The organism is Streptomyces sp. NBC_00568 (assembly GCF_026341855.1).
GTDB lineage: Bacteria > Actinomycetota > Actinomycetes > Streptomycetales > Streptomycetaceae > Streptomyces.
In genome coordinates this window covers 2637691-2663272 of the sequence record NZ_JAPENW010000001.1, presented here as the reverse complement: position 1 = coordinate 2663272, position 25582 = coordinate 2637691, and the positions used below count along the sequence as shown (strand labels likewise).

Annotated in this window: 24 protein-coding genes; 13 read left to right on the top strand and 11 right to left on the bottom strand. The window is 72.8% G+C overall.

Features of this window, described 5'->3' with window-relative positions:
- Positions 1 to 9: 9 nt before the first annotated feature.
- A complete protein-coding gene (folE, locus tag OOK38_RS11495; protein ID WP_266761221.1) occupies positions 10 to 615 on the top strand; it encodes a GTP cyclohydrolase I FolE in 606 nt (201 codons plus the stop codon).
- 48 nt (positions 616 to 663) lie between these two features.
- Here the strand turns inward: folE and OOK38_RS11490 are convergent, their stop codons facing one another.
- The 6 genes from OOK38_RS11490 to OOK38_RS11465 all read right to left on the bottom strand — a co-directional run bounded on the left by OOK38_RS11490 (position 664) and on the right by OOK38_RS11465 (position 5846).
- Positions 664 to 1152, bottom strand: coding sequence for a DUF3180 domain-containing protein (locus OOK38_RS11490; protein ID WP_266761223.1), 489 nt, complete (start codon positions 1150 to 1152; stop codon positions 664 to 666).
- A gap of 77 nt (positions 1153 to 1229) precedes the next feature.
- Positions 1230 to 1841 carry a 2-amino-4-hydroxy-6-hydroxymethyldihydropteridine diphosphokinase gene (gene folK / locus OOK38_RS11485; RefSeq protein ID WP_266761225.1) on the bottom strand — a complete coding sequence of 204 codons (612 nt, stop codon included), beginning with the start codon at positions 1839 to 1841 and terminating at the stop codon, positions 1230 to 1232.
- Positions 1838 to 2197, bottom strand: coding sequence for a dihydroneopterin aldolase (gene folB / locus OOK38_RS11480; RefSeq protein ID WP_266761227.1), 360 nt, complete (start codon positions 2195 to 2197; stop codon positions 1838 to 1840). Before folB ends, folK begins: the two co-directional genes overlap by 4 nt.
- 246 nt (positions 2198 to 2443) lie before the next feature.
- Positions 2444 to 2938, bottom strand: a complete 495-nt coding sequence (locus OOK38_RS11475; RefSeq protein WP_266761229.1) for a nuclear transport factor 2 family protein — start codon at positions 2936 to 2938, stop codon at positions 2444 to 2446.
- A complete protein-coding gene (gene folP, locus OOK38_RS11470) occupies positions 2935 to 3846 on the bottom strand; it encodes a dihydropteroate synthase (protein WP_266761230.1) in 912 nt (303 codons plus the stop codon). Before folP ends, OOK38_RS11475 begins: the two co-directional genes overlap by 4 nt.
- Before the next feature lie 194 nt (positions 3847 to 4040).
- Positions 4041 to 5846 (bottom strand): phosphatidylglycerol lysyltransferase domain-containing protein, encoded by a 1806-nt coding sequence (locus tag OOK38_RS11465; RefSeq protein ID WP_266761232.1) that lies wholly within the window; start codon positions 5844 to 5846, stop codon positions 4041 to 4043.
- Positions 5847 to 6070: 224 nt separating this feature from the next.
- Here OOK38_RS11465 and OOK38_RS11460 point away from each other — a divergent pair, with 224 nt between their 5' ends.
- Together OOK38_RS11460 and OOK38_RS11455 are read left to right on the top strand one after the other, a co-directional pair.
- Complete coding sequence (locus OOK38_RS11460; protein ID WP_266761234.1) at positions 6071 to 7201, top strand: esterase family protein; 1131 nt, start codon at positions 6071 to 6073, stop codon at positions 7199 to 7201.
- Between the two features lie 360 nt (positions 7202 to 7561).
- Positions 7562 to 9304 carry a hypothetical protein gene (locus OOK38_RS11455; RefSeq protein WP_266761236.1) on the top strand — a complete coding sequence of 581 codons (1743 nt, stop codon included), beginning with the start codon at positions 7562 to 7564 and terminating at the stop codon, positions 9302 to 9304.
- A 205-nt stretch (positions 9305 to 9509) separates the two neighbouring features.
- Here OOK38_RS11455 and OOK38_RS11450 read toward each other — a convergent pair whose 3' ends face one another.
- Entirely contained in the window at positions 9510 to 10832 is a 1323-nt protein-coding gene (locus OOK38_RS11450) for a PH domain-containing protein (RefSeq protein ID WP_266765789.1), read from the bottom strand.
- 86 nt (positions 10833 to 10918) lie between these two features.
- Entirely contained in the window at positions 10919 to 11422 is a 504-nt protein-coding gene (locus OOK38_RS11445; protein ID WP_266761237.1) for a PH domain-containing protein, read from the bottom strand.
- A gap of 31 nt (positions 11423 to 11453) precedes the next feature.
- Here OOK38_RS11445 and OOK38_RS11440 point away from each other — a divergent pair, with 31 nt between their 5' ends.
- The gene (locus OOK38_RS11440) at positions 11454 to 12605 is read left to right on the top strand and encodes an NADH-quinone oxidoreductase subunit D (RefSeq protein WP_266761239.1); all 1152 of its coding nucleotides are present in this window, start codon (positions 11454 to 11456) and stop codon (positions 12603 to 12605) included.
- Here OOK38_RS11440 and OOK38_RS11435 read toward each other — a convergent pair.
- Positions 12570 to 13739: an SAM-dependent methyltransferase gene (locus tag OOK38_RS11435; RefSeq protein WP_266761241.1), complete on the bottom strand. Its 1170-nt coding sequence runs from the start codon at positions 13737 to 13739 to the stop codon at positions 12570 to 12572. The genes OOK38_RS11440 and OOK38_RS11435 overlap by 36 nt on opposite strands.
- A 268-nt stretch (positions 13740 to 14007) precedes the next feature.
- Here OOK38_RS11435 and OOK38_RS11430 point away from each other — a divergent pair, with 268 nt between their 5' ends.
- The 3 genes from OOK38_RS11430 to OOK38_RS11420 all read left to right on the top strand — a co-directional run bounded on the left by OOK38_RS11430 (position 14008) and on the right by OOK38_RS11420 (position 16627).
- A complete protein-coding gene (locus OOK38_RS11430) occupies positions 14008 to 15213 on the top strand; it encodes a sensor histidine kinase (protein WP_266761243.1) in 1206 nt (401 codons plus the stop codon).
- 41 nt (positions 15214 to 15254) lie between these two features.
- A complete protein-coding gene (locus OOK38_RS11425) occupies positions 15255 to 15926 on the top strand; it encodes a response regulator transcription factor (protein WP_266761245.1) in 672 nt (223 codons plus the stop codon).
- 68 nt (positions 15927 to 15994) lie between these two features.
- On the top strand, positions 15995 to 16627 hold the full coding sequence (locus OOK38_RS11420; protein ID WP_266761247.1) for an AAA family ATPase: 633 nt from the start codon (positions 15995 to 15997) through the stop codon (positions 16625 to 16627).
- A 66-nt stretch (positions 16628 to 16693) separates the two neighbouring features.
- Here the strand turns inward: OOK38_RS11420 and OOK38_RS11415 are convergent, their stop codons facing one another.
- A complete protein-coding gene (locus OOK38_RS11415; protein ID WP_266761249.1) occupies positions 16694 to 17800 on the bottom strand; it encodes a DUF5937 family protein in 1107 nt (368 codons plus the stop codon).
- A 159-nt stretch (positions 17801 to 17959) separates the two neighbouring features.
- On the opposite strand from OOK38_RS11415, the gene OOK38_RS11410 reads away from it, so the two are divergent.
- Positions 17960 to 18178: a hypothetical protein gene (locus OOK38_RS11410; protein ID WP_266761251.1), complete on the top strand. Its 219-nt coding sequence runs from the start codon at positions 17960 to 17962 to the stop codon at positions 18176 to 18178.
- 112 nt (positions 18179 to 18290) lie between these two features.
- Here the strand turns inward: OOK38_RS11410 and OOK38_RS11405 are convergent, their stop codons facing one another.
- Positions 18291 to 19499, bottom strand: coding sequence for a low specificity L-threonine aldolase (locus tag OOK38_RS11405; protein ID WP_266761253.1), 1209 nt, complete (start codon positions 19497 to 19499; stop codon positions 18291 to 18293).
- 219 nt (positions 19500 to 19718) lie between these two features.
- Here OOK38_RS11405 and OOK38_RS11400 point away from each other — a divergent pair, with 219 nt between their 5' ends.
- The 5 genes from OOK38_RS11400 to OOK38_RS11380 are packed head-to-tail and all read left to right on the top strand — an operon-like array spanning position 19719 to position 25201.
- Positions 19719 to 20657, top strand: a complete 939-nt coding sequence (locus OOK38_RS11400; protein ID WP_266761255.1) for a Rossmann-like and DUF2520 domain-containing protein — start codon at positions 19719 to 19721, stop codon at positions 20655 to 20657.
- On the top strand, positions 20654 to 21646 hold the full coding sequence (panC, locus tag OOK38_RS11395; protein WP_266761257.1) for a pantoate--beta-alanine ligase: 993 nt from the start codon (positions 20654 to 20656) through the stop codon (positions 21644 to 21646). Before OOK38_RS11400 ends, panC begins: the two co-directional genes overlap by 4 nt.
- Entirely contained in the window at positions 21643 to 23412 is a 1770-nt protein-coding gene (locus tag OOK38_RS11390; protein ID WP_266761259.1) for an L-aspartate oxidase, read from the top strand. Before panC ends, OOK38_RS11390 begins: the two co-directional genes overlap by 4 nt.
- Positions 23413 to 23417: 5 nt before the next feature.
- Entirely contained in the window at positions 23418 to 24395 is a 978-nt protein-coding gene (nadC, locus tag OOK38_RS11385; protein WP_266761261.1) for a carboxylating nicotinate-nucleotide diphosphorylase, read from the top strand.
- Positions 24396 to 24403: 8 nt separating this feature from the next.
- On the top strand, positions 24404 to 25201 hold the full coding sequence (locus OOK38_RS11380; RefSeq protein WP_266761263.1) for a type III pantothenate kinase: 798 nt from the start codon (positions 24404 to 24406) through the stop codon (positions 25199 to 25201).
- The last annotated feature ends 381 nt before the right edge of the window (positions 25202 to 25582 follow it).

Below are 25582 nucleotides of genomic sequence, written 5' to 3'. Positions count from 1 at the left end.
GAGGACCAGATGACCGACCCCGTGACGCTGGACGGCGAGGGAGTTATCGGAGAGTTCGACGAGAAGCGTGCCGAGAACGCCGTACGGGAGCTCCTGATCGCTGTCGGCGAGGACCCGGACCGCGAGGGCCTGAGGGAGACGCCGGGGCGGGTGGCGCGGGCGTACAAGGAGATATTCGCGGGCCTGTGGCAGCAGCCCGAGGACGTGCTGACGACGACGTTCGACCTCGGACACGACGAGATGGTCCTGGTGAAGGACATCGAGGTCTTCAGCACCTGTGAACACCATCTGGTGCCGTTCAGGGGGGTCGCGCACGTGGGCTACATCCCGGCCACCAGCGGCAAGATCACCGGCCTGTCCAAGCTGGCCCGCCTGGTCGACGTCTACGCCCGGCGCCCCCAGGTGCAGGAGCGGCTGACGACACAGATCGCGGACTCCCTGATGGAGATCCTGGAGCCGCGCGGTGTGATCGTGGTCGTCGAGTGCGAGCACATGTGCATGTCCATGCGCGGCATCCGCAAGCCGGGCGCGAAGACCATCACGTCGGCGGTGCGCGGACAGCTGCGGGACGCCGCGACGCGCAACGAGGCGATGAGCCTCATCATGGCCCGCTAGCCGGGACGGACGCCGGGCAGGCCCACAGGCGGGCCTGCTTTCGGGCCCCTAGGCCACCGGAGCGACGCCGCCGTGGTGCTCGTCGTCGTCCTCCGGGAGCTTGCAGACGCGCTCCAGGAAGAAGGCCGCCGCTATCACGCCGATTCCGGCGACGACGGAGAGGCCTGCGTAGATGGCCTGGTCGCGGCGGGCGGGGACCTCCAGGGATTCCAGGAGGAACACGCCCGTGCCGCCGTACATGCCCGCCACCAGGGCGGCCACCAGGGCGCTCGCCTGGCCGAAGACGACCGCGCGGGCGGCCATCAGCGGATCGACGCCCTTGGCACCGGGGCGGCGCTCACGCTGCGCCTTGAGGCGGGCCCGCAGTGAGAGTGCCGTCGCGAGAAGGACGATCGCGATCAGGGCCAGGACGATGGGGGCGGCCAGCGGGACCCGGGGCAGCGTGCCCACCGCGGCCCACAGGCGGGCGCCCGCCCAGGACAGCACTCCGGCCACCACGAACACGGCGGCCAGTGTCCTGATGCGCAGCTCTTTCACGATGCCCCTTCGGTAGCCCGCCTGTGGCCGGGGCCTGTGTCGGGCCGGCCGGCGTGTGGTCGTCTTGACCTTAACGACTACTCGGGCAGCCGGAGTTCCAGGTCGGGGCGGGCCGTGACGCCGTCCCGGGTGACGGCGGCCAGGAGCTGGGCGACGGCGCCGCGGCCGGGGAGCTGGGCCTCGGGATCCACGTCGTGCCAGGGGGCGAGCACGAAGGCCCGCTCGTGGGCGCGGGGGTGAGGGAGGGTCAGTACCGGGTCGTCGGAGACGACGTCGGCGTAGGCCACGATGTCCACGTCGATCGTGCGCGGGCCCCAGCGCTCGTCCCGGACGCGGTGGAAGGCCTCCTCGACCGCGTGCGCCCGCTCCAGGAGCGAGGACGGGGGGAGGGTGGTCCTGAGCACCACGACCGCGTTGAAGTACGACGGCTGGCTGCCCGGTTCGACGCCCCACGGCTCCGTCTCGTAGACGGGGGAGACTGCTTTGACCCGGACGCCCGGGGTGTCCTCCAGGGCGTCGATGGCGCCCTGGAGCGTCTCCAGGCGGTTGCCCAGGTTCGAACCGAGGGAGATCACCGCGCGCCTGGGGTTGGACAGGGTCGTGTCCGCGGCGTCCACCTGCTCGACCACGGAGGCGGGCACCGGCTGGACGGTCGGGTCGCTCTGACCCTCGGTGAAGGACGCGGTCATACTCGGCTCCGGATGATGGTGACGGTCACGTCGTCGAAGGGGACCGTGATCGGCGCGTCCGGTTTGTGGACGCAGACCTCGACCTCGTGGACCTCGTCGTGCTTGAGACACGTCTGGGCGATGCGCTCGGCGAGCGTCTCGATGAGATCGACGGGCTCGCCCTCGACGACGGCGACGACCTCCTCCGCGACGATGCCGTAGTGCACGGTCTTCGCCAGGTCGTCGTCGGCCGCGGCCGGCCGGGTGTCCAGGCCCAGCGTCAGGTCCACGATGAAGGTCTGGCCCTCCTCGCGTTCCTTCTGGAAGACGCCGTGGTGCCCGCGGGCCTTGAGGCCGCGCAGCGCGACACGATCCACGCGAATCACTCCTGCAATCGTCGGTGACGGCCGTTGTGCGCCGAATGCGGTCGGCACACCGGCCTCGAACGAATCTACCTGCGGGCACTGACAACGTTCGCCCACGGAGGCGGGCGCCGGGCGAAGGCCACGAGGCTTCACCGGGCGTTTCCCCTGGGGAACACGGCGGCTCACGGGTTGGTAGCCGCCCCTACCCCGGGCTGGTGATTCCAACCACCTATTGGTCCCCGCGGGCCGTATACCCACTCAACCGGCGGTGTCCTCGTCCTCTTCCTCGCCGGATTCGGCCAGCACGGGGGAGGCGTGGTGGGACCAGAGTTTCCAGCCGTCGGCGGTACGGCGGAACACGTTCGTGGCGACGACCAGCTGGCCGACGAGCGGGCCGAGCTCGTCGCTGTCGTCGGGAGCCGGTCCGCCGCTGAGGATGTTCTCGGTGCAGGTGACCAGGGCCGTGTCGCCGGAGACGGAGACGCGCACGTCGGTGAGGAAGAACTGGATGTACTCCGTGTTCGCCATGATCAGCGCGTACGAGCGGAGCACCTCGCCGCGGCCGTTGAGGACGGGCCAGCCGGGGTGGACGCAGGAGACGACCGCGCCCTCGCCCTCGAAGTCGTCGTCGGAGGTGTCCAGCGGGGCCAGCCACAGCGAGGACAGTTCCTCGAAGTCACCCCGTTCCATCGCCTCGTAGAACGCGGTGTTGGCGAGTTCGACCTGCTCGACGTCGGTACGCGGTGTGCTCACCGGGCTCCCTCTGCGGCCGGACCGCCGGCGGCGTCCGACGCCCCGCCGGTCCGGGCACCCTCGACGGCGCGCGCGACCCGTACGGCATCGGCGGTGGCGCGTACCTCGTGCACGCGGACCGCCCAGGCGCCCTGCTGGGCGGCGATCGCCGAGACGGCGGCCGTGGCGGCGTCGCGCTCGCGCGCGGGTGGCGGGGCGCCCTCGGGACCGGCCAGTACACGGCCGAGGAAACGCTTGCGGGAGGCCGCGACCAGCAGGGGGTGACCGAGGGCGCGGAGGCGGTCGAGGTGGGCGAGGAGGGCCAGGTCGTGCTCGGGGTCCTTGGAGAAACCGAGCCCGGGGTCGACGACGACGCGGTCGGGGGCGATGCCGCCCGCCAGAACGGCCTCCACGCGTGCGTGCAGTTCGTCGAGGACTTCGGAGACCACGTCCTCGTACGCCCCCTGGACGTTCCCGCCCGCCAGGAAGCCGCGCCAGTGCATGACCACGAAGGGGGCGCCCGCGGCCGCGACGGCCGGGATCATCGCGGGGTCGGCGAGGCCGCCGCTGACGTCGTTGACGAGGGCCGCGCCCGCGGCGAGTGACTGCTCGGCGACGGAGGCGCGCATGGTGTCCACGGAGACGGTGACGCCCTCGGAGGCGAGGCCGCGGACGACGGGGATGACGCGCTTGAGCTCCTCCGCCTCGTCGACGCGGGTGGCGCCGGGGCGGGTGGACTCACCGCCCACGTCCACGAGGTCGGCGCCCTCGGCGACGAGCTCCAGGCCGTGCTTGACCGCGGCCGTCGTGTCGAACCAGTGGCCGCCGTCGGAGAAGGAATCGGGGGTGACGTTCACGACCCCCATGACCGCGCAGCGGTCCCACGTCGGCAGTCCCGCGACTCGGCCGCGCCCGCGCTCAATACTCATACGTCCAGCCTAGGCCTCCCGCGAGGGGCGGAATCGCCCCCTGCCGGTCTCAGCGGTTCCCCGTACGCGGGTGCGGCCCTCCCGCCCGCCGGGGCCCTCGGCCGCCTCGCGGTCCGTTTCCCGCCCCACCGCCCGCCCCACGGCCCTCCCGGCCGGCGAACGGCCCCTCGGCGGGGCGCCGCCCGGCATGCCGGCTACGCCGCTCTCACCCCCCGCTCCGCCACCGCGTGCGAGCACGGACGCGGAGCCGGTGCGCGGCGGCGCAGCACCCGGGGCAGGGCCAGGGTCACGAAGCCCTCGGCCTGCATGGCGGCGAAGCCGATGCGGGGGAGATCGCGGGAGGAGCCGTAGACGACGAAGCGCGGCTCCCAGCGCGGGCGGAACTTGGCGTTGAACTTGTACAGCGACTCGATCTGGAACCAGCGGGACAGGAAGACCAGCAGTCCGCGCCAGGCGCGCAGCACGGGCCCGGCGCCGATCTTCTCGCCGCGGGCGAGCGCCGCGCGGAACATCGCGAAGTTGAGCGAGATCCGGTTGATGCCGAGGCGGGGTGACGCCTGGAGCGCCGCCACGATGAGGAGTTCGTTCATGCCGGGGTCGGCCGCGCGGTCGCGGCGCATGAGGTCGAGCGACACACCGTCCGTGCCCCACGGGACGAAGTGCAGGACGGCCTTCAGGTCGCCGTAGGGGCCGGGCGGATCGTCGGTCTTGTGCGCCGTGGCGATCAGGCAGTTCCCGTCGGACGGGTCGCCGACGCGGCCGAGCGCCATGGAGAAGCCGCGCTCGGTGTCGGTGCCGCGCCAGTCCTCCGCGGCGCGCCGTATCCGGTCCAGTTCTCCCTCGCCGAGGTCACGGATGCGCCGTACCCGCGTCTCGTAACCAGCCCGCTCGATGCGCTTCACCATCTGGCGGACGTTTCGCATCGCGCGTCCGCAGAGGGAGAAATCCGCGACATCCACCACCGCCTCGTCCCCCAGTTCGAGGGCGTCGAGGCCGGTCTCGCGGGTCCACACCTCGCCGCCCGTCTCGGAGCACCCCATGACGGCGGGCGTCCAGGAGTGTGCCTTGGCCTCGTCCATGAAGCGTTCGATCGCACCGGGCCAGGCCTCCACGTCGCCGATGGGGTCGCCGCTGGCGAGCATCACCCCGGAGACGACCCGGTAGGTCACCGCAGCCTTGCCGCTGGGCGAGAAGACGACCGCCTTGTCGCGGCGGAGCGCGAAGTGGCCGAGGGAGTCGCGGCCGCCGTGCCTGTCCAGGAGGACGCGCAACCGGGTCTCGTCGTCCTCCGTGAGGCGGGCGGCGGGGTGTTCGGGGCGGAAGGCGAAGTAGACGGTGGTGACGGCGGTCAGCCAGCCGAGGGCGCCGAGGGAGAAGGCGACCGTCCAGGAGGTGGGTCCGGCGTAGTCGACGGGGCCTTCGAAGCCGACCAGGCCGTACAGGACGTGACTGATCCGGTCGGCCAGGCTCGGGTCGCCGATCATGCGGTTCTCGTGGACGCTGACGATGACGAGTCCGAGGACGAGGGAACCGGCGCCCATGAGAACGAAGTTGGCGAGCGCGCGCCAGCGGCTGCGTGGATCGGGCAGCGCCGCGAACTCATCGCGGTGGCGCAGCAGCGGTGCGAGCAGCGCGGCCGAGATGACGACACCGATCAACGAGTGGCGGTACGCGAACTGCGCGGCCGCGCCTGCCGGGAGCAGCGCGACCGCGGCGCGCCACGCCCGCCGTTTGCGGCGGCGCAGCCCGTGGGCGAGCAGCAGCAGGAGCACTCCGGCGCTGAGCGAGAGCGCCGCGGCGAACGGGCCGAACGAGCCGGGCAGCACCTCCGCGAGGGCGTGCATACGGCTGTGACGGAAGCGCGGGAAGACGCCCGCGGCGATGTCCAGGAGACCTACCAGCGTGCAGGCCCTGGCGACCAGGGCGGGGACGGCCTCGGGGCTCGGACCGCGGAGTATGCGCCGCGTCCGGCCTGTTCGGCCCGGAACCTCGCCCGACAATTCCCCATCTATCCTGACAGACATCGCATCCCGTGGTTCTGCGAGAGACCTTGAACCCGGTGCCAATCCGGCATCCGGCGACATTGCGCCCTCTAGGACGGTGTCTTGGGGAGACAGGTTCACTCCTCTCCGGAAAGCCGGTTCAAAAGGCAAGGAAAGTCCAGGGCAAGGACTCGCGAAGGAGCGGGACGGGCCCGGGCGGAAAGCGCAGGCGGGAACAGGCGATGGGTCTCACGAGCAACAAGGTGCTGGTTCTGGCGGTCCTGCTCGCCGTACTGCTGTTCGTCGGCACGGTGTGGTGGTGGCCCCGGCTCGCCCGGCGCACCTGGCGGTCCGTCGGCGGACGTGTGGGCCTGCTGCTGGCCACCCAGCTGGCGCTGTTCGCCTCGGTCGGGCTGTGCGCCAACCAGGCGTTCGGGTTCTACGCCAGCTGGGCGGACCTCCTCGGCAGGGAGCGTGGTGAGGGCGTGGTCGTCGACCACAACGGCGCGGGCGGTCCGGGCGGCGGCCCCCTCCAAGTGGTGGACACCCGGCGGGTGAACGTCTCGGGCGGGTCCCGGCCGCAGGTCGGCGGCCAGATCCAGAAGATCGACATCGTCGGCCGTACGACCCGGATCGCCACATCGGCGTACGTCTATCTGCCACCGGAGTACTTCCAGCCGCGGTCCCGCACCCGTACGTTCCCGGTCACCACCGTGCTGACCGGCTATCCCGGCACCGCAGAGGCGCTCATCAAGGGCCTCCACTTCCCGCAGACGGCGAACCGGCTGGCCAAGAACGGCCAGATCCAGCCGATGATCCTGGTCATGCTGCGGCCGACCGTGGCGCCCCCGAGGGACACCGAGTGCGTGGACGTGCCGGGCGGTCCGCAGGCCGAGTCCTTCTTCGCCAAGGACCTCCCCGAAGCCGTATCGGCCCACTACAGGGTGGGCCGGAAGCCCGGGAGCTGGGGCGTCATGGGCGACTCGACGGGCGGGTACTGCGCGCTGAAGCTCGCCGTCCACCACCCCGAGGTGTTCGCCGCCGGTGCGGGCCTGTCGCCGTACTACAAGGCGGCGGTCGACCGGACGACGGGCGATCTCTTCCACGGCGACAAGGCGCTGCGCGACAGCGCCGACCTGCGCTGGTATCTCAAGAACAAGCCCGCGCCCGACACCTCACTGCTCGTCAGCAGCAGCAGGGCGGGCGAATCCAACTACAAGGAAACGCTGGACTTCATAGACCTCGTGAAGTCCAACGGGCGTACCAGGATCTCGTCGATCATCCTCGACAGCGGCGGCCACAACTTCAACACGTGGCGGCGGGAGATCCCCGCGGCGCTCCAGTGGATCAGCGGGCGGCTGAGCGACCGCTGACGCGTGCCGCCGGTCCCTGGCCCGCGCTGTCCTGCCTTGTCGCGGGGGCCGTCGAGGTGCGGGCCGGGGCCGGGTGGGGTCGCGGGTCGTGCCGGACCGGGCCCACCGGACGAATTCGGCGTCCGGCACGGAGAAATGTCGCCCCTCGGGGAAATGTCACGCCCCGATGATTCCGATTCGGTGAACCCGTCCTGAGCCGGCGGAATTGATCGAGGAGCCGGAGTGCCCGGGGGTATGACGGGCCTTGTGGGACAAGCGGTGTGCCCTGTCGACGGCTGGTACGGGACAATCGTTCCGGGGTGACTGTGTTTTTACCGGGCGGGGCACCAAGATTCGCCTACGCGCGGTAAGTTTCTGGCCATGCCACGTGGACGCCACCGCCATTCCCCGCCCTTGCACAGGGTGCTGCCTCCTTCGGCGATCGCCGGCGTGTCGCTCGTCTGCGCCGTAGGGCCCTGGCTGTTCACGGAGGCGTTCGTGCTCCGTGTGCTGGCCGCGGGCGCCGCGGCGACAGCGGTCGCCGGTGCGGTCGTCATGCGCCGCTGGGACACCTCGGCCGGTAAACGCGTCGCCGACCTCACGCGCGCGCGAGCGAGCGACGAGTGGCGTCATGAGGAGCGGGTCGCCGAACTGGAGACCGACCTCGACGAGTCGCGGGAGCTGCGCGTCAAGCTGGAGCAGAAGCTGCGTGCCAAGCGCACCGAGCTGGCCGGCCTGCGCAACGAACACGCGGCGCTGCTGCGGCGGTACGCCACGGCGGAGACGGAGCGGGCGACCGCTCTGGAGGGCCGCAGGCAGCTCGCCATAGAGGCCGCGGTGCCGACGCGCGCCCTGCCGGCCGCGCGGACGGCTCCGGATGCGGACGAGACGCCGGACTCCCCGACCCCGGACTCCCCGGAGACGCCGGATTCCCCTGGCGCGGAGGGCCCCGCCGACGCGGTGGATTCGCCGGACGCGCCTGAGGCGGTCGAGACGTCCGAGGAGCCGGAGGAGTCCGAGGAGCCGGGCGGCTCCGAGGGTGCGGTGTCCGCGTCCGGGAGCGGGGCGGACGCCATCGCGGCCTTCACGACGGCCGATGACGACATGGCTTCCACGGAGGCGGACGCGAAGGCGGAGGTCGACGCCGAGGCGGAGGCCGAGGTTGAGGCCGACGAGTCTCCCGAGGTCTTCTCTCCGGCCGGGTCGTCGCTCTTCCTGCGGGCCGGTGCGGCGCTGAGCCGGATAGCCGGCGGCACTCGGGAGGCGGAAGGCGCCGAGGCCTCGACGGTCTCGGGGTCCTTGGCCCTGGCGCTGCCCGACTCGGAGCCGGACTCGGACCCTGACTCCGATGCCGATGCCGATGCCGATGCCGATGTCGATGCCGTTTCCGATGCCGATGCCGACTCCGCGACGGCCGAGCCCCTGAGCGAGGCGCCCACGCGTGGCGAGTCCGCGTTGGACGCGGCCGTCAAGCGGGACGCGGCCGTCAAGCGGGACGCGGCCGCGAAGAGGGACGCGGCGGCGAGGAAGGGTGCGCTCGCGACCAAGGACGCGGTCGCGACGAAGGACGCGGTCGTGAACGCCGAGCCCCCGAGGCGTGCTGCGGCAGGCGAGACGGGTCCGTCCCCGGACGCCGTCGCGGAAGCGGGTGGGGCGCAGGGGAAGCCCGAGGCGGCCGGCGAGCATCAGCGCGCGGTCGCCGAGGCCAAGCCTTCGCAGCCCGCCGAATCCGCCACGCCGGCCCAGGCCGAGACCGCGCAGCCGGCCCGGGCGTCGCACTCCGCCAAGCCCGCCCAGCGGTCCGGGCACTTCACCGTGCCGACGGCGGTGGCCGTCGTCCCGCCCACCGCGCCGGTGCGACGGCCCTCGGTGGAGGGCGGGTTCGACTTCTTCGGTACGCAGAAGGAGTCGTCCGACGCCGCCGCGATGGAAGCCGTACAGAACGAGGACCTGGCCGATGTGGTCGGCCAGGAGGCGCTCGCCCTGCACAAGGCCGAGGCCGAGTCCGGGTTCAAGCCCGCGAGCGAGGGTTCGCGCGATGTCGGCCGCCAGGTCATCGACCTGACCGCGCACGACGAGACGGAGCACATCGACCTGGCAGGGCTGCGGAGCGCGGCTTCCTGAGCCGCCCGCGTCCCGGGCGGACACACGTGACGGAGTGAGGGCAGTGGCACCACGCCACTGCCCTCACTCCTTTTCGGGCGCAGGCGGTCGGTCCGCGTCATCGGTCCGTTTCCGGCGTGAGCCTCCGGTCCGTCGTTCCTCGGTCCGCCCATGTGCGGGCTTCGCGGCCGAGCGAGGCCTCAGGCCAACCACCGGTCAGGCGGCCTCAGGCCATCCACCGGTCCGGCCGGGCTTCCCGCCGCCCTGTACGGGACCGGTCGGCCTGGGCCTGGAGGAGCTCCGCCGCCTCCGCGGCGTCCCGCAGCCGCGCCGTCACCGTCTTGTCGGCGCCGGTGTCGATGTGGACGTCGGCGAGTCCCTTGAGGCGCTCCCACGGCCCCTGTGTCAGCCGTACGCTCTGCGCCTTCGCGTGCGGGACGAGGGAGAGGCTGCGCCGCAGCAGCCCGTGACGCGCCGCGAAGACGGTGTCGGTGACGGCGAGTCCGTACCCGCGCCACCAGAGCGGCAGGCACCAGCCGGCCCGCCGTGGCGGCCGGTCCAGGGACAGCGGAACGGTCACCCCGGGCAGCACCGCGGCGATCACGGTCCCGGCGACCTCGCGCGGAGCGACGGGCACGAGGACCGAGTTCGAGGACCCGGCCACGTCCAGCTCGACGCGCACCCACCCGCGGCGCCGCCACAGCAGGGGTTCGACGATCCGCACGGTCTGCACGCGGCCGGGCGGCACCGTCTCGTGCGTGCGGTCCAGGAGCCCGTGGTCGATGCGGAGTCCGTCGGGCGACTCGCCCACCGTCCAGTCGTACTCGCCGACGAACCGTCCCACGCTGCTCGCGCCCGCCGCGCCGAGCAGCGGCAGTCCGGTCGCGAGGACCGTCCATACGCTGTGCGTGAGGAGCCACAGGAACGCGGGGACGACGACGGCGGCGAGGAGGGAGCCCCAGGTGGCGCCGGTGAGCACCAGGGAGACGGCGAGGACGCCGGGCGGGACGTGCAGCAGCCGGCGTACCGGCGCCTCGCCGACCTCGTGGGCGGACTCGGGTGCGAAACCGGCGGCCCGGGCGAGGAGTTCGGCGCGCAGCCTCCGGGCCTCGCCCTCTCCCAGGTACGCCAGCTCGTCCTTCTTGTCCGCCCCGACGACATCGAGCTTGAGCTTGGCGACGCCCGCGACGCGGGCCAGCAGCGGCTGGGTGACGTCGACGGCCTGGAGCCGTTCGAGCCGGATGTGCGCGGTGCGGCGGAACAACAGGCCGGTGCGGATACGCAGTTCGGTGTCAGTCACCGCGAAGTGCGTGAACCACCAGCTCAGAAAGCCGTAGAGGGCGGCGCCCGGGACGATCACGGCGAGTCCGACGACCAGAGCGGTCGTGGTGAGTCTGGTCAGCTGCTCCTGCGCCTGGTTGGGGTCGTGGACGGCCCAGCCGGCGATCACGGTGACCGGCGCCCAGGCGCGCCGGAACGGGGTCACGGGATGCAACCGGCGCTCGGACAGCGGCTTTTCCCCCCGTACGGAGCCGTCGTCGCCCGGCAGGGACCTCGTCCCGGCCGGAACGAGGGACGCGGCAGGGGTGTTCCCCAGGGAGTCCGAGGAGTCCGCACCGCCCGGGGAGGCCGTGCTCACAGTCCCGCCGATCGTGCCTCGCCCAGTTCGGTCAGCCGGTCCCGCAGCCGTTCGGCCTCGGCCGGGTCGAGACCCGGGATGCACGCGTCGGTCGCCGCGGCGGCCGTGTGCAGCTGCACGCTGGCGAGCCCGAAGTGACGTTCGACGGGCCCGGAGGTCACCTCGACCAGCTGCATGCGCCCGTACGGCACCACGGTCTCCTCACGCCACAGCACACCCCGGCTGATCAGCAGGTCGTCCGCGCGTTCCGCGTACCGCCAGGAGCGCCAGTTGCGCCCCAGCATGGGCCAGCCCCACACCATCAGGGCGAGCGGCAGCAGGGCGAAGGCCGCCCAGCCCGGACCGGCGAACAGCCCGAGGAGCAGCCCGACGGCGATCGTCAGGAGTCCCAGCCACACCACCAGCAGCAGCCGCCGCATGCGCAGCAGCCCCGGAGGCAGCCCGGTCCAGACCGGCTCCGGCATCGCGTTCTCGGCGGTCTGCGTGCTCCCCGTCTCCATGCGGCAAGCGTACGTACGAGAGACTGTGTCCATGACTCCTACGACGGAGACCATGGTCGGTATCGGTGGCGCTGCCGAGAGCACCGACATGGTGCTCAACATCGGCCCCCAGCACCCTTCGACCCATGGAGTGCTGAGGCTGCGGCTCGTGCTCGACGGCGAGCGGATCCAGCACGCGGAGCCGGTCATCGGCTATATGCACCGCGGCGCGGAGAAGCTCTTCGAGGCGCGCGACTACCGCCAGATCATCATGCTCGCCAACCGCCACGACTGGCTGTCGGCGTTCTCGAACGAGCTGGGCGTCGTCCTCGCCGTGGAGCGGATGCTCGGCATGGAGGTCCCCCCGCGCGCGGTGTGGACGCGCACGCTCCTCGCGGAGCTCAACCGTGTCCTCAACCACCTGATGTTCCTCGGCTCCTATCCCCTGGAGCTGGGCGGGATCACCCCGATCTTCTACGCCTTCACGGAGCGCGAGGAGCTCCAGCACGTCATGGAGGAGATCTCCGGCGGGCGCATGCACTACATGTTCAACCGCGTCGGCGGCCTCAAGGAGGACCTCCCGGCCGGATGGGCCACCCGCGCGCGTGCCTGCGTCGCCGCGCTGCGCTCGCGCATGGGCGTGTACGACGACCTGGTGCTCGGCAACGAGATCTTCCGCGCGCGTACGCGCGACGTGGGCGTTCTTTCACCGGAGGCCGTGCACGCGTACGGCGTGAGCGGCCCCATCGCGCGTGCCTCCGGCGTCGACTTCGACCTGCGCCGTGACGAGCCCTACCTCGCGTACGGCGAGCTCCAGGACACCCTGAAGGTCGTCACCCGCCAGGAGGGCGACTGCCTGGCCCGCTTCGAGTGCCTCCTGGAGCAGACACACGTCTCCCTGGATCTCGCGGACGCCTGCCTCGACCGGTTCGCCGAGCTGCCGCCCGGGCCGATCAACCAGCGCCTGCCCAAGGTCCTGAAGGCGCCCGAGGGGCACACGTACGCCTGGACCGAGAACCCCCTCGGCATCAACGGCTACTACCTCGTCAGCAAGGGCGAGAAGACCCCGTACCGGCTGAAGCTGCGCTCCGCCTCATACAACAACATCCAGGCGCTCGCCGAACTGCTGCCGGGGACGCTGGTCTCGGACATGGTGGCGATCCTGGGGTCACTGTTCTTCGTCGTCGGGGACATCGACAAGTAGGGCGCCGCGAAGGAGCGCGCTCTCGTCGGCCGGGGTGTCCGGGAGCACTTCCGGGAGGCCCACGGGCTGGAGCAGCCAGCCGAAGTCGCCCAGGCCGCCCGGCGCGGTGAGCTCCGCGGCCGCGCCGGCGCCGGCGAGGGCGCGGACATAGGCGGCGGGGTCCCTGGACGCCAGCGTGAGCGGGGGGCGTGCGCCGCTCACGCCCAGTGCGTGAAGTGCCGCGCGCTGGGTCGTCACGCGACCCCCGGGCAGCGCGCACGCGTCGAGCGCCACGTGCGCGGTGATGTCGCACGAACCGTCCGGCACCGGAACCGTCTCGCGCCCCTCCCGGAAACCGGTGAGCGTCCCGAAGGGCGGCCGTCCGCCCGCGAAGTGCGCGTAGTCGACGGCGACGGCGAGACCCCGGTCGAGCGCGGAGACGGCGGAGGCCCAGGCGATGTCCCGGGGCAGCCCGATCTCGGCACGGGCGCCTTCGGCGGGCGCGGGGGGCTCCTGGGGGGCCGCGTGCGCTCCCTGTGGGAATGGAGCTCCTTGTGGGGGCGTGGGGACCTGCCGCGCTCCGGGTGCGGGCGTGCGGGCGGGCCGCGCGCCGGGCCACCACCAGCGCTCCAGCCACTCCGCCTCCGCCCCGGTGACGGCCTCCCCGAGGCGTTCGGCCCCGTCGCCGCGGACGAGGACCAGACGCGGCACCCCGTCCGGGCCGGCCTCGGCGACGTCCACGGGCACGTTGTCCAGCCACTCGTTGGCGAACAGCAGCCCGGTGATCCCCTTCGGAGGCTCGGTGAGCCAGGCGATCCGGTCATCGAGGCCGGCCGGCCGGTCGGCGCGCTCGACCGCGTACCCGTGCGCGCGGGAGGCCACCTCGGCCGGGAGGGCGGCGAGGACGCCGGTCACCAGCTCGCCGCGGCCCGCCGCCATGTCGACGAAGTCCAGCACGTCCGGCCGGCCGAGCGCCGCGTCGACCCGGCACAGCAGCCGCGCCACGGCGGCGGCGAACAGCGGGGACGCGTGCACCGAGGTCCGGAAGTGCCCGGCGGGCCCCTCGGGCCTGCGATAGAAGCCGGAGGGGCCGTACAGCGCCTCCTCCGTCGCCTCGCGCCACCCTCGCCACTCGCCCGCCGCCTCACGTCTCACCGGGCCAGGCTAGGGGGTGTCCCAGGGGCTGTCGTCCAGGTCGGGTCGCAGGGTGCGGGCGGTGCCGGGCGGGCGGTGCGGACGGTGCAGGCCGGCGGGGATCCGCGGAGGGCGTGCGGGCCGCACCCCGCGTCCGCGCCGGGGTCCGGACGACCGTGCCCGAGCGTCGCGGAGTGGTGGGCATCCACCTTGGGGAGTACGAGGGGCGGTCCCGGATCGATCCTCCGGCTGACCCCTGCACACTGCACGCTTCCCTACTCTGGGTTACGTGCAGCGCCTCTATGACTTTCTCCGCAGGTACCCGACATGGGTCGACAGCTTCTGGGCCGTCGCCCTGCTCGGCGTCACCGGCGTGAACATCGCGACTGTCGACGGGGCCAAGGACCACCACGGGTCGTTCGCCGAGTCCCTGACGATCGCCTCCTTCCTGTGCCTGGTCGTCGCGCTGCGCCGCCGCATGCCGGAGAAGATGCTGATCCTGGCCGCGGCCCTGGGCTTCCTCCAGCTGATTTTCGACGTGGAGGTGATGACCGCGGACTTCGCGATGCTGGTGATCATCTACACCGTCGCAGCGGACGGCGCCCGCTGGGCCTCCCGGTTCGCGCTGATCGGCGGTCTGTGCGCGGGGACGCTCTCGCAGCTCCGCTGGCCCGCGACCGAGTCGGGCGGGCTGGGCGGCGTCCTCATAGCGATCTTCCAGACGGTGCCGTTCGCGCTCGCCTGGGTGCTCGGCGACTCGATCCGCACCCGCCGCGCCTATCTCGCGCAGCTGGAGGAGCGCGCCGCCCGCCTGGAGAAGGAGCGCGAGGCACAGGCCAAGGTCGCGGTCGCCGCCGAGCGCGCCCGGATCGCGCGCGAGCTGCACGACGTCGTCGCGCACAACGTCTCGGTGATGGTGGTCCAGGCCGACGGCGCCGCGTACGTCATGGACACCGCCCCGGACCAGGCCAAGAAGGCCCTGGAGACCATCTCGGGGACCGGCCGTCAGGCCCTCGCCGAGATGCGCCGCCTGCTCGGCGTCCTGCGCACCGGCGAGCACCAGGAGGGCGGCGAGTACGTGCCGCAGCCCGACGTCGAGCAGCTCGACGACCTCATCGCGCAGTGCCGTACCTCCGGCCTCCCCGTCGACTTCAAGGTGGAGGGCACCCCGCGTCCCCTGCCCAGTGGCGTGGAGCTCACGGCGTACCGCATCGTGCAGGAGGCGCTCACCAACACCCGCAAGCACGGGGGTCCGAACGCGGGTGCGAGCGTCCGCCTGGTCTACTTCGACGACGGCCTCGGACTGCTCGTCGAGGACGACGGCAAGGGCGCTCCCCACGAGCTGTACGAGGACGGCGGCGCCGACGGGCAGGGCCACGGCCTGATCGGCATGCGCGAGCGCGTCGGCATGGTCGGCGGCACGCTGGACGCGGGGCCGCGGCCTGGTGGAGGCTTCCGCATCAGCGCCCTGCTGCCGCTCAAACCGGCCCACTGACACCTGTACATACGTGTTCCGTACGAAGTGAAAGGACCCCGATGGCGATCCGCGTGATGCTCGTCGACGACCAGGTGCTGCTGCGCACCGGCTTCCGGATGGTGCTCGCCGCCCAGCCGGACATGGAGGTCGTGGCCGAGGCGGGCGACGGCGTCGAGGCCCTCCAGGTGCTGCGCGCCACCGAGGTCGACGTGGTGCTGATGGACGTACGCATGCCGAAGCTGGACGGTGTGGAGACCACCCGCCGCATCTGTTCGGACCCGAACCCGCCGAAGGTGCTGATCCTCACCACCTTCGACCTCGACGAGTACGCCTTCTCCGGGCTGAAGGCGGGCGCCTCCGGCTTCATGCTCAAGGACGTGCCCCCGGGCGAGCTGCTCGCCGCCATCCGGTCCGTGCACAGCGGCGACGCCGTCGTCGCGCCGTCCACCACCCGGCGCCTGCTCGACCGGTTCGCGCCGCTGCTGCCCAACGCCGGCAAGGAGCCCCAGCACAAGGGGCTGGAACGGCTCACCGAGCGCGAGCGCGAGGTCATGATCCTCGTCGCGCAGGGACTGTCCAACGGCGAGATCGCGGCTCGTCTCGTCCTCTCCGAGGCCACCGTGAAGACCCACGTCGGGCGCATTCTCACGAAGCTGGGGCTGCGCGACCGGGTCCAGGTGGTCGTGCTCGCCTACGAGACGGGAATCGTCCGGGCGGGCGGCCACGGCTGACGCGTTCCGCGTGCGGCCGGCGGACGGGGCGTGACCGGGGCGTGACCGGCGCCCACTAGGGTCTGCGCATGCTCCTGTGGATCAACGGCCCCTTCGGGGGCGGCAAGACACAGACCGCACACGAGATCCAGCGACGGCTGCCCGGCAGCGTCATCTGCGATCCGGAACACGCCGGCTTCGGCCTGCGCCGCATGCTTCCGCCCGAACTCCGCGGCGACTTCCAGGACTTGGTGTCCTGGCGGCAGGGCGTGGTCGAGGTGCTCGACCTCGCTCTGGCCAAGCACGAGGGCGTGGTCATCGCTCCCATGACGGTCACGGACCCCCGGTACTTCGCGGAGACGGTCGGCCGGCTGGGCGAACTGGGCCACGACGTACGGCACTTCACGCTGCTGGCCCAGCGCGAGACCGTACTGGGGCGGCTGCGCGAGCGCGGCTTCGGGCGGCTCCTGCGGTACGTCGCCGGAAAGGACGCCCCGCTGCGAGGCGAGAGCTGGGCTGTGGGGCAGCTCGACCACTGCCTGGAGCGGCTGCGCGAGCCTGAGTTCGCCGAGCATCTGTGGACCGACCACACGACGGTCGCCAAGACCGCCGACCGCATCGCCGTCCTCGCGGGGCTGACCCTCACGCCGAACCGCGACGGGGCCGTACGCGGACGTCTGCGGCGGGCGTGGACGAGCGCGCGCCACATCCGCTTCGACTGAACCGGCGGGTGCGGTCCAGGCCCCGCAGGGTCCGCGACATCCACCACAGCACCTCGTCGAACCGCCCTAACGCAGAAGGCCCTCGAGGAAATCGCTGCCCAGCCGGGCCACCACGCTGACGTCGAGCTGGTGCAGCACATACCGCCCGCGGCGCCGTGTGGTGATCAGGCCCGCCTTCTTGAGCACGCTCAGGTGCCGGGATATCTCCGGTGCGGTCATGCCGTGCACCTGGGCCAGCTCGCCGGTCGTGTACGCGCTCCTGGCCAGATGGCGGCAGATGCGCATCCGGACCGGGTGGGACAGGGCCGCCATCCGCAGGGTGAGCTGCTCGACCGAGGGCGGGGTGGCGAGGTCGGGGGAGCTGACGGGGTAGTGCAGCACCGGCTGCCACCGGTACCGGTGCAGCACCATCAGGTGCGGGCGGCCGAGGCTGGTGGGGACGAGGAGCAGGCCGCCGTCCGCCGTGACCGTGAGCCCCTCGGTCAGCTTGTCGACGGTGATGCGCCGCGCCGTCTCGTCGAGGGACAGGGCGGAGGAGACGGAGGCCAGCGCCTCGGGCAGGCCCTTGTGCCGGAGCAGATCCGTCTTGTGGCGGGCCTCCGCGGCGAGCGGGTGGCGCAGGCGGGACCAGGTCTCGGCGAAGAAGGCCTCGTCACAGTCCTCCAGGAACTGCCTCAGCCAGGCCCGCACGCCCGGCGGGTCCACCAGCAGCCGCTCCGTGAACCGCGTCTGCTGCGGCCCGCGCGAGGCGGCCAGATCCACGGCACGCCGCTGCACCTCGGGATCGGAGAGGGCGTGCGGCCCCTCGGAGCTGTACGCGAGCGCGCAGGTGAACTCCAGGGCCGCGTCCACGAACTGCTCGTCCGTGAGCTTGTCCAGCAGATCCAGGTCCTCGGCGAGCGTCGCCCCCGGCAGCGCGGCCCCGCCCGGGATGCCCGCACAGGGCAGGAACAGGTCCGAGAACGTCGTACGCCACAGGAAGTCCGCCTCGCACATCCGGTCCGCGAGATGGGGATCGAGCCGGGCGGTCACGCCCGTCACCCAGCCCTGGAGCCCCGGGTGGTGCCCGGGCTCCGCCAGCGCGTGCAGCGCCATCCCCAGCTCGGCCAGCGGCGACGGCACGACGGCGATCCGCTCCGGCCGCAGCCCGCTGATGTCGATGTGCACGCTCATGCCCCCATGGTGCACCTCGCCACCGACAACGGCCGCCGTCGATTGACGGCGGCCGTCAATCGAGGCGACAGCCGTTGTGATCAGGCGCAATCTGGGACGACCGGGGCAGTCCGCGCGGGGCCTTCGGATCCCATCCCTCGTCCCGAGAGGCGATCCGTCATGAGCATCACCCAGCAGTACCTCCTGGACACCTACCGGGCCTCTCAGCACGGGGAAGCGGCTCCTCCGGCCCCCGGCACCCACGACCGGGAGGCCCTGCGGGGGCTGCGCGACTTCCGGCGGTTCCGGGCCGTCATGGCCGGGCATCCGTCGCACGGCCGGATACGCGGCGCTCTGGGCCGGTGGCTGCGCGGACCGCGCCGGCACCCGGTCCGCTGAGGCCCCGCATCCGGCCCGAGGTGCCGCCGCCATGGGACGGGCGGCCGGTCGCCCCGGCCGATGCGCTCCGCCGCCGCTCCTCCGGCCACCGCCGCCGCCTCGCTCCGCCCGGCTACTCGGTCCCGCCCGGCAGCCGCTCCACGAACGCCCGGACCGCCGCCTTCACGTCGTCCGCCGTCCACTCCAGACCCGGCCCGGCCACCGTGATCTCGGTGTACGCGAGTCCGGGGCCGCCCCGGGCCCAGCCCTGGGCGAAGAGGCCCGTCTTCGTCTCCTCGGTCTGCCGCAGTCCCGCGTCCCCGAGGACGTCCGGCTCGTAGGGCAGCCAGATCTGGAACTGGTGGGTGTGCGGCTCCTCCGGGTGGACCCGGACCCAGGGGACACCGGCCTCCGTGAAGCCCTCGCGCAGGGCGCCGGCCACCACGCGCGCGTGGGCGACGTACTCGGGCAGCCGGGGCAGCTCCCGCTCCAGGCCGATCAGCGCGGACAGGACGGTCGGGAACTGCTGGATGATCATGCCGCCGTACCGGTGCCGCCAGGTCTTCGCCTCGTCGACGAGTGTCCTGGGGCCCGCGACCGCCGCACCCCCGAAGCCGCCGAGCGACTTGTAGAACGACACGTACACGCTGTCCGCGAGGCCCGCGATCTCCTCCAGCGGACGGTCGAAGTGCGGGGTGCACTCCCACAACCGGGCCCCGTCGAAGTGGACCACCGCGTCGCGCTCCCGGGCGGCCTCCACGACCTCGTTGAGCTCCTCCCAGGAGGGCAGGACGAAACCGGCGTCGCGGAGGGGCAGCTCCAGAAGGAGCGCTCCGAACGGCTCGGGGAAGTCCCGCACCTCCTCGGCGGTCGGCAGCCGGGGCGCGTCCGTCACATGCACCGGGCGCAGTCCGCTGACCCGGCTGAAGGCATGCCGCTCATGGACCTCGGGGTGATTGAGGGGGTGCAGTGCCACGGTCGCGTCGCCGGTACGGCCCGCCCAGCAGCGCAGGGCGACCTGCTGGGCCATGGTGCCGGTCGGGAAGAAGGCGGCCGCCTCCATGCCCAGCAGCTCGGCGACCCGCTCCTCCAGGGTCTCGACGAGGCCGTCGCCGTACATGTCGACCCGCCCGTCGAGATCGCACACGCTCTCGGCGGCCTCGCTCAGCCACGTCAGGCGCTCGCGCAGCGTCTGCTGGTGGCTGGGCCGCCACAGCACCCGCTCCGCCGCCTTCCAGGCCGCGGCGCGCCGCTCGAATCGCTCCTCGGGAGACAGCGGTGCCGCCTCCTCCCCGGCCCGCTCCGCAGGCTCCGTACCGCTCTCTGCCGCCGTATCGCTCATCCCAGGATGATGTCCCGCGCCCGCCCGGCCGGTCACCCCGATTTCCGCGCGCCGGTGACCTGCGGAAAGCCCGTTCACGCGGCCGGCGCACGTCCGGTCCCCGCGGCCGGCGGCAACCCACAGCCTGTGGATGGCCGAACGGCCCTCGAACCAATCGCGTTAACATGACGAGAAATCGTCCGGTACCCCGAGCGGACTGGAACGGAAGGCCGCCGTCGAGTGAGTACATTCCCCCAGCCAGACCCCAAGGACCGCCCAGCGCGGCTCACCGTCGGCGTTGTCGGCGCCGGCCGCGTGGGCCCCGCGCTCGCCGCGGCACTCCAGCTCGCCGGACATCGCCCGGTGGCCGTCTCCGGCGTCTCCGACGCCTCCAGGCGGCGTGCCGCGCAGCTCCTGCCCGACGTGCCGCTGGTGTCCCCGGCACAGGTCATGGAGCGCGCCGACCTCGTGCTGCTGACCGTCCCGGACGACGCCCTGCCCGGGCTCGTCGAGGGGCTCGCCGACACGGGGTCCGTCCGGCCCGGCCAGCTGCTGGTGCACACCTCCGGGCGGTACGGCACCCGGGTGCTCGACCCGGCGCTCAGGGCCGGCGCGCTGCCGCTCGCACTGCACCCCGCGATGACGTTCACGGGCACCCCCGTGGACGTCCAGCGGCTCGCCGGATGCTCCTTCGGGGTCACCGCGCCCGAACAGCTGCGGCTGGCCGCCGAGGCCCTGGTGATCGAGATGGGCGGCGAGCCCGAGTGGATCGCCGAGGAGTCCCGGCCGCTCTACCACGCGGCCCTCGCGCTCGGCGCCAACCACCTGGTGACCCTGGTCGCCGAGTCGATGGAGCTGCTGCGCACCGCCGGCGTGGAAGCCCCGGACCGGATGCTGGGCCCGCTGCTCGGCGCCGCTCTGGACAACGCGCTCAGGTCGGGCGACGCGGCCCTGACCGGACCGGTCGCGCGCGGGGACGCGGGCACGGTCGCCGCGCACATCGCCGAGCTGCGCGAGCACGCCCCGGGGACCGTCGCCGGCTATCTGGCGATGGCCCGCGCGACCGCCGACCGCGCCCTCGCCCACGGACTGCTCAAGCCGGAACTCGCCGAGGACCTCCTGGGGGTACTCGCCAACGGGGCGGACGGGACCCAGGGGACCGAGGGAGACGCCCGATGACCACCGCCCTGCTGCGCACCGCCGACGAACTGCACGCGCGGGCCCGCGCGGGCCGCCGTGCCGTCGTGATGACCATGGGCGCCCTCCACGAGGGCCACGCCACCTTGATCCGCACCGCCCGCGAGATCGCGGGCGTCGGAGGCGAGGTCGTCGTGACCGTCTTCGTGAACCCCCTCCAGTTCGGCCAGGGCGAGGACCTCGACCGCTACCCGCGCACCCTCGACGCCGACCTGAAGATCGCCGAACTCGCGGGAGCGGACGTCGTGTTCGCCCCCTCCGTCGACGAGGTCTACCCCGGCGGCGAGCCCCAGGTCCGGATCTCCGCGGGACCGATGGGCGGGCGGCTGGAAGGCTCCGTGCGGCCCGGCCACTTCGACGGCATGCTCACCGTCGTCGGCAAGCTGCTGCACCTCACCCGGCCCGACGTGGCGCTCTTCGGCCAGAAGGACGCCCAGCAGCTGGCCCTGATCCGGCGCATGGCGCGCGACCTGAACTTCGGGGTGGAGATCACCGGGGTCCCCACCGTGCGCGAGGAGGACGGGCTCGCCCTCTCCAGCCGCAACCGCTACCTCTCGGCCGAGGAGCGGCGCACCGCGCTCGCCCTCTCGCAGGCCCTGTTCGCGGGCCGTGACCGGCACGCCGCACAGGAGGCGCTGCGCGCGCGGGCCCTCGAGGTTCCCGCCACACGCGCGCGTGCCGAAGCCCTCAGCGCCATCGGCGAGTCCCGGGCCGCCGCCGACGCGCACGCCGTCGCCAAGGCCGTCCCCGGCGGTCCCGCCGGTGTCCGCGCGGCCGCCCGGCTGGTCCTCGACGAGGCGGCCCGCATGCGACCGCCGCTGGCCCTGGACTATCTGGCACTCGTCGACCCCTCCGACTTCACGGAGATCCCGGACGACTTCACCGGCGAGGCGGTCCTCGCCGTCGCCGCCCGGGTCGGGACGACCCGGCTGATCGACAACATCCCCCTCACCTTCGGAGCCGCCTCGTGACCGGCAAAGGCACAGGTTCAGGTACTGCCACTGGCACCGGCATACGACTGCACGCCCCCGCCCCCGGCTGGGCCCTCACCGCGGACGTCGTGGTCGTCGGCTCCGGCGTCGCCGGACTCACCGCGGCCCTGCGCTGCGAGGCCGCCGGGCTGAGGACCGTCGTCGTCACCAAGGCCCGCCTGGACGACGGCTCGACCCGCTGGGCGCAGGGCGGCATCGCCGCGGCCCTCGGCGAGGGCGACACCCCCGAGCAGCACCTGGACGACACCCTGGTCGCGGGCGCGGGCCTGTGCGACGAGGAGGCCGTGCGCATCCTCGTCACCGAGGGTCCCGACGCCGTCCGCCGGCTCATCGCGACCGGCGCGCACTTCGACGAGTCCGCCGAGGGCCGGCTCGAACTCACCCGCGAGGGTGGCCACCACCGCCGCCGCATCGCGCACGCTGGCGGCGACGCGACGGGCGCCGAGATCTCCCGGGCCCTCGTCGAGGCGGTACGCGCGCGTGGCCTGCGCACGGTCGAGAACGCCCTCGTCCTCGACCTCCTCACCGACGCCGACGGCCGCACCGCGGGCGTGACCCTGCACGTCATGGGAGAGGGCCAGCACGACGGAGTGGGCGCCGTGCACGCCCCCGCCGTGGTCCTCGCGACCGGCGGCATGGGCCAGGTCTACTCCGCGACCACCAACCCGTCCGTCTCCACCGGCGACGGCGTGGCCCTCGCCCTGCGCGCGGGCGCCGAGGTCTCCGACCTCGAGTTCGTCCAGTTCCACCCGACCGTGCTCTTCCTCGGACCGGACGCGGAGGGCCAGCAGCCGCTGGTCTCCGAGGCGGTACGCGGGGAGGGCGCCCACCTGGTCGACGGTGACGGCGTGCGCTTCATGGTGGGCCAGCACGAGCTGGCCGAGCTGGCGCCCCGGGACATCGTCGCCAAGGGCATCACGCGCCGCATGCAGGAGCAGGACGCCGAGCACATGTTCCTCGACGCCCGGCACTTCGGCGCCGCCATGTGGGAGCACCGCTTCCCGACGATCCTCGCCGCCTGCCGCGCCCACGGCATCGACCCGGTGACCGAGCCCGTCCCGGTCGCGCCGGCCGCGCACTACGCGTCCGGAGGCGTACGGACCGACGCGCGGGGCCGCACCACGGTCCCCGGCCTGTACGCGTGCGGCGAGGTCGCCTGCACCGGCGTCCACGGCGCCAACCGGCTCGCCTCCAACTCGCTCCTGGAAGGCCTGGTCTACGCCGAGCGCATCGCCGCCGACATCGCGGCGAGCCACGCCGAGGACGGTCTCCACGCGCGCGTGCCCGAACCCGTGCCGCACCCCGAGACGCCCGCGCACCCGCTGCTCGCCCCCGAGTCCCGCTTCGCGATCCAGCGGATCATGACCGTGGGCGCCGGTGTGCTGCGCTCCGCCGAGTCCCTCGCGACCGCCGCCGACCAGCTCCAGCGGCTGCACACCGACGCGCGTGACGCCCTGGACGAGAACGGCAAGACCTCCGAGCCCGGCGTCGACACCTGGGAAGCGACCAACCTGCTGTGCGTGGCCCGTGTCCTGGTCGCCGCCGCACGCCTCCGCGAGGAGACCCGGGGCTGCCACTGGCGCGAGGACCATGCCGACCGGGACGACGCGCAGTGGCGCCGCCACATCGTCGTACGGCTGAATCCCGACCGGACCCTCGCCGTTCGCACCACCGATACCGCAGACTTCCCCCCGACGTCCCGGCAGCCCCACCCGGCGCCCCAGTCCCGTCCCCAGGAGCAGTGACCGAAGTGAGCACCCACGACCTTCCCCTCGCCGAGAGCGGTGGCTGCGGCGACGGCTGCGGCTGCGGCGCCGACACGGACGAGGCGTACATGGAGTGCGGCCTCGATCCCGCTCTCGCCCAGCTCCTCGCCGACGCCGGTCTCGACCCCCTCGAGGTCGAGGACATCGCGAACGTGGCGATCCAGGAGGACCTCGACCACGGTGTGGACGTGACGACGGTCGCGACCATCCCCGAGGACGCCGTCTCCACCGCCGACTTCACCGCCCGGGACGCGGGCGTCGTCGCGGGTCTGCGGGTCGCCGAGGCCGTCCTCTCCGTGGTCTGCACCGACGAGTTCGAGGTCGAGCGGCACGTCGAGGACGGCGACCGCGTCGAGGCCGGGCAGAAGCTGCTGAGTGTCACCACGCGCACCCGCGACCTGCTGACGGCCGAACGCAGCGCGCTGAACCTCCTGTGCCGGCTGTCCGGCATCGCGACCGCCACGCGCGCGTGGGCGGACGCCCTGGAGGGCACCGAGACCCGCGTGCGGGACACCCGCAAGACGACGCCGGGCCTGCGCTCGCTGGAGAAGTTCGCCGTGCGCTGCGGCGGCGGCGTCAACCACCGCATGTCGCTCTCCGACGCCGCGCTGGTCAAGGACAACCACGTGGTCGCCGCCGGCGGCGTGGCACAGGCCTTCAAGGCCGTACGGGAGATGTTCCCGGAGGTTCCGGTCGAGGTCGAGGTCGACACCCTGCACCAGCTGCGCGAGGTCGTCGACGCGGGCGCCGACCTGATCCTTCTGGACAACTTCACGCCCGTCGAGTGCGAGGAGGCGGTGGCCGTCGTCGAGGGCCGGGCCCTTCTGGAGGCGTCCGGGCGGCTCGTCCTCGACAACGCCGCGGCGTACGCGCGGACGGGCGTCGACTTCCTGGCCGTGGGCGCGCTCACGCACTCCGCACCGATCCTGGACATCGGGCTCGACCTGCGAGCGGCGGAGTAACCCCGGCCATGCTGCTGACCATCGACGTGGGCAACACCCACACGGTCCTCGGCCTCTTCGACGGGGAGGAGATCATCGAGCACTGGCGCATCTCCACCGACTCGCGCCGCACCGCCGACGAGCTCGCGGTGCTCCTCCAGGGCCTCATGGGCATGCACCCGCTGCTCGGCGAGGAGCTCGGCGACGGCATCGACGGCATCGCGATCTGCGCCACCGTTCCGTCCGTGCTGCACGAGCTGCGCGAGGTGACGCGGCGCTACTACGGAGATGTCCCCGCCGTCCTCGTCGAGCCCGGCGTCAAGACGGGCGTGCCGATCCTCACGGACAACCCCAAGGAGGTCGGCGCCGACCGGATCATCAACGCCGTGGCGGCGGTCGAGCTGTACGGGGGACCGGCGATCGTCGTCGACTTCGGTACGGCGACCACGTTCGACGCGGTCAGCGCGCGGGGCGAGTACATCGGCGGTGTCATCGCTCCCGGCATCGAGATCTCCGTCGAGGCGCTCGGCGTCAAGGGCGCGCAGCTGCGGAAGATCGAGGTGGCCCGGCCGCGCGCGGTGATCGGCAAGAACACCGTCGAGGCGATGCAGTCCGGCATCATCTACGGGTTCGCCGGCCAGGTCGACGGAGTCGTGACCCGTATGGCGCGCGAGCTCGCCGACGACCCCGAGGACGTCACCGTCATCGCCACGGGCGGGCTGGCTCCCATGGTCCTCGGCGAGTCCTCGGTGATCGACGAGCACGAGCCGTGGCTGACGCTGATCGGGCTGCGCCTGGTGTACGAGCGGAACGTCTCGCGCATGTGAGCTCCCGGAGCGCACCCCGAGAACCGGCGCCGTCCGCGCCCCTCGGAGTGCGCCGACGGGCGGTGCGTGAGCGCTTCCCGACGGGCGGCGCGGCATGGCATCCCTCGAACCGGGCGCCCCCTGTGCGGCACGCACACGCGTTCCGCGCACCGGGGCCGCGGCGTCTCGCCCCTGCGCGCTTTCCGGGGCCGGTGCCGTGAGCGGCACATTTGCGAGGCTCTCCGCGCCGACTCCGGCGGGGAGAGCCTCGATCCGCTTCCGGGATCCGCTTCCGGGATCCGATTCCGAAATTGCTCCGGCATCCGCGAAAACATGACGCGCCACATTTCGCCCGCTATGCGGATTTTGTCTGATTAGCGCGTATCGTCGCCGCATGCCCAC

Coding starts and splice junctions, on each gene's coding strand:
- panC (WP_266761257.1), top strand. CDS start 20,654: ATGACCACCGCCCTGCTGCGCACCGCCGACGAACTGCACGCGCGGGCC.
- folP (WP_266761230.1), bottom strand. CDS start 3,846: ATGAGTATTGAGCGCGGGCGCGGCCGAGTCGCGGGACTGCCGACGTGG.
- OOK38_RS11440 (WP_266761239.1), top strand. CDS start 11,454: ATGACTCCTACGACGGAGACCATGGTCGGTATCGGTGGCGCTGCCGAG.
- OOK38_RS11415 (WP_266761249.1), bottom strand. CDS start 17,800: ATGAGCGTGCACATCGACATCAGCGGGCTGCGGCCGGAGCGGATCGCC.
- OOK38_RS11425 (WP_266761245.1), top strand. CDS start 15,255: ATGGCGATCCGCGTGATGCTCGTCGACGACCAGGTGCTGCTGCGCACC.
- folE (WP_266761221.1), top strand. CDS start 10: ATGACCGACCCCGTGACGCTGGACGGCGAGGGAGTTATCGGAGAGTTC.
- OOK38_RS11455 (WP_266761236.1), top strand. CDS start 7,562: ATGCCACGTGGACGCCACCGCCATTCCCCGCCCTTGCACAGGGTGCTG.
- OOK38_RS11460 (WP_266761234.1), top strand. CDS start 6,071: ATGGGTCTCACGAGCAACAAGGTGCTGGTTCTGGCGGTCCTGCTCGCC.
- OOK38_RS11420 (WP_266761247.1), top strand. CDS start 15,995: ATGCTCCTGTGGATCAACGGCCCCTTCGGGGGCGGCAAGACACAGACC.
- folK (WP_266761225.1), bottom strand. CDS start 1,841: ATGACCGCGTCCTTCACCGAGGGTCAGAGCGACCCGACCGTCCAGCCG.
- OOK38_RS11410 (WP_266761251.1), top strand. CDS start 17,960: ATGAGCATCACCCAGCAGTACCTCCTGGACACCTACCGGGCCTCTCAG.
- OOK38_RS11405 (WP_266761253.1), bottom strand. CDS start 19,499: ATGAGCGATACGGCGGCAGAGAGCGGTACGGAGCCTGCGGAGCGGGCC.
- OOK38_RS11445 (WP_266761237.1), bottom strand. CDS start 11,422: ATGGAGACGGGGAGCACGCAGACCGCCGAGAACGCGATGCCGGAGCCG.
- OOK38_RS11380 (WP_266761263.1), top strand. CDS start 24,404: ATGCTGCTGACCATCGACGTGGGCAACACCCACACGGTCCTCGGCCTC.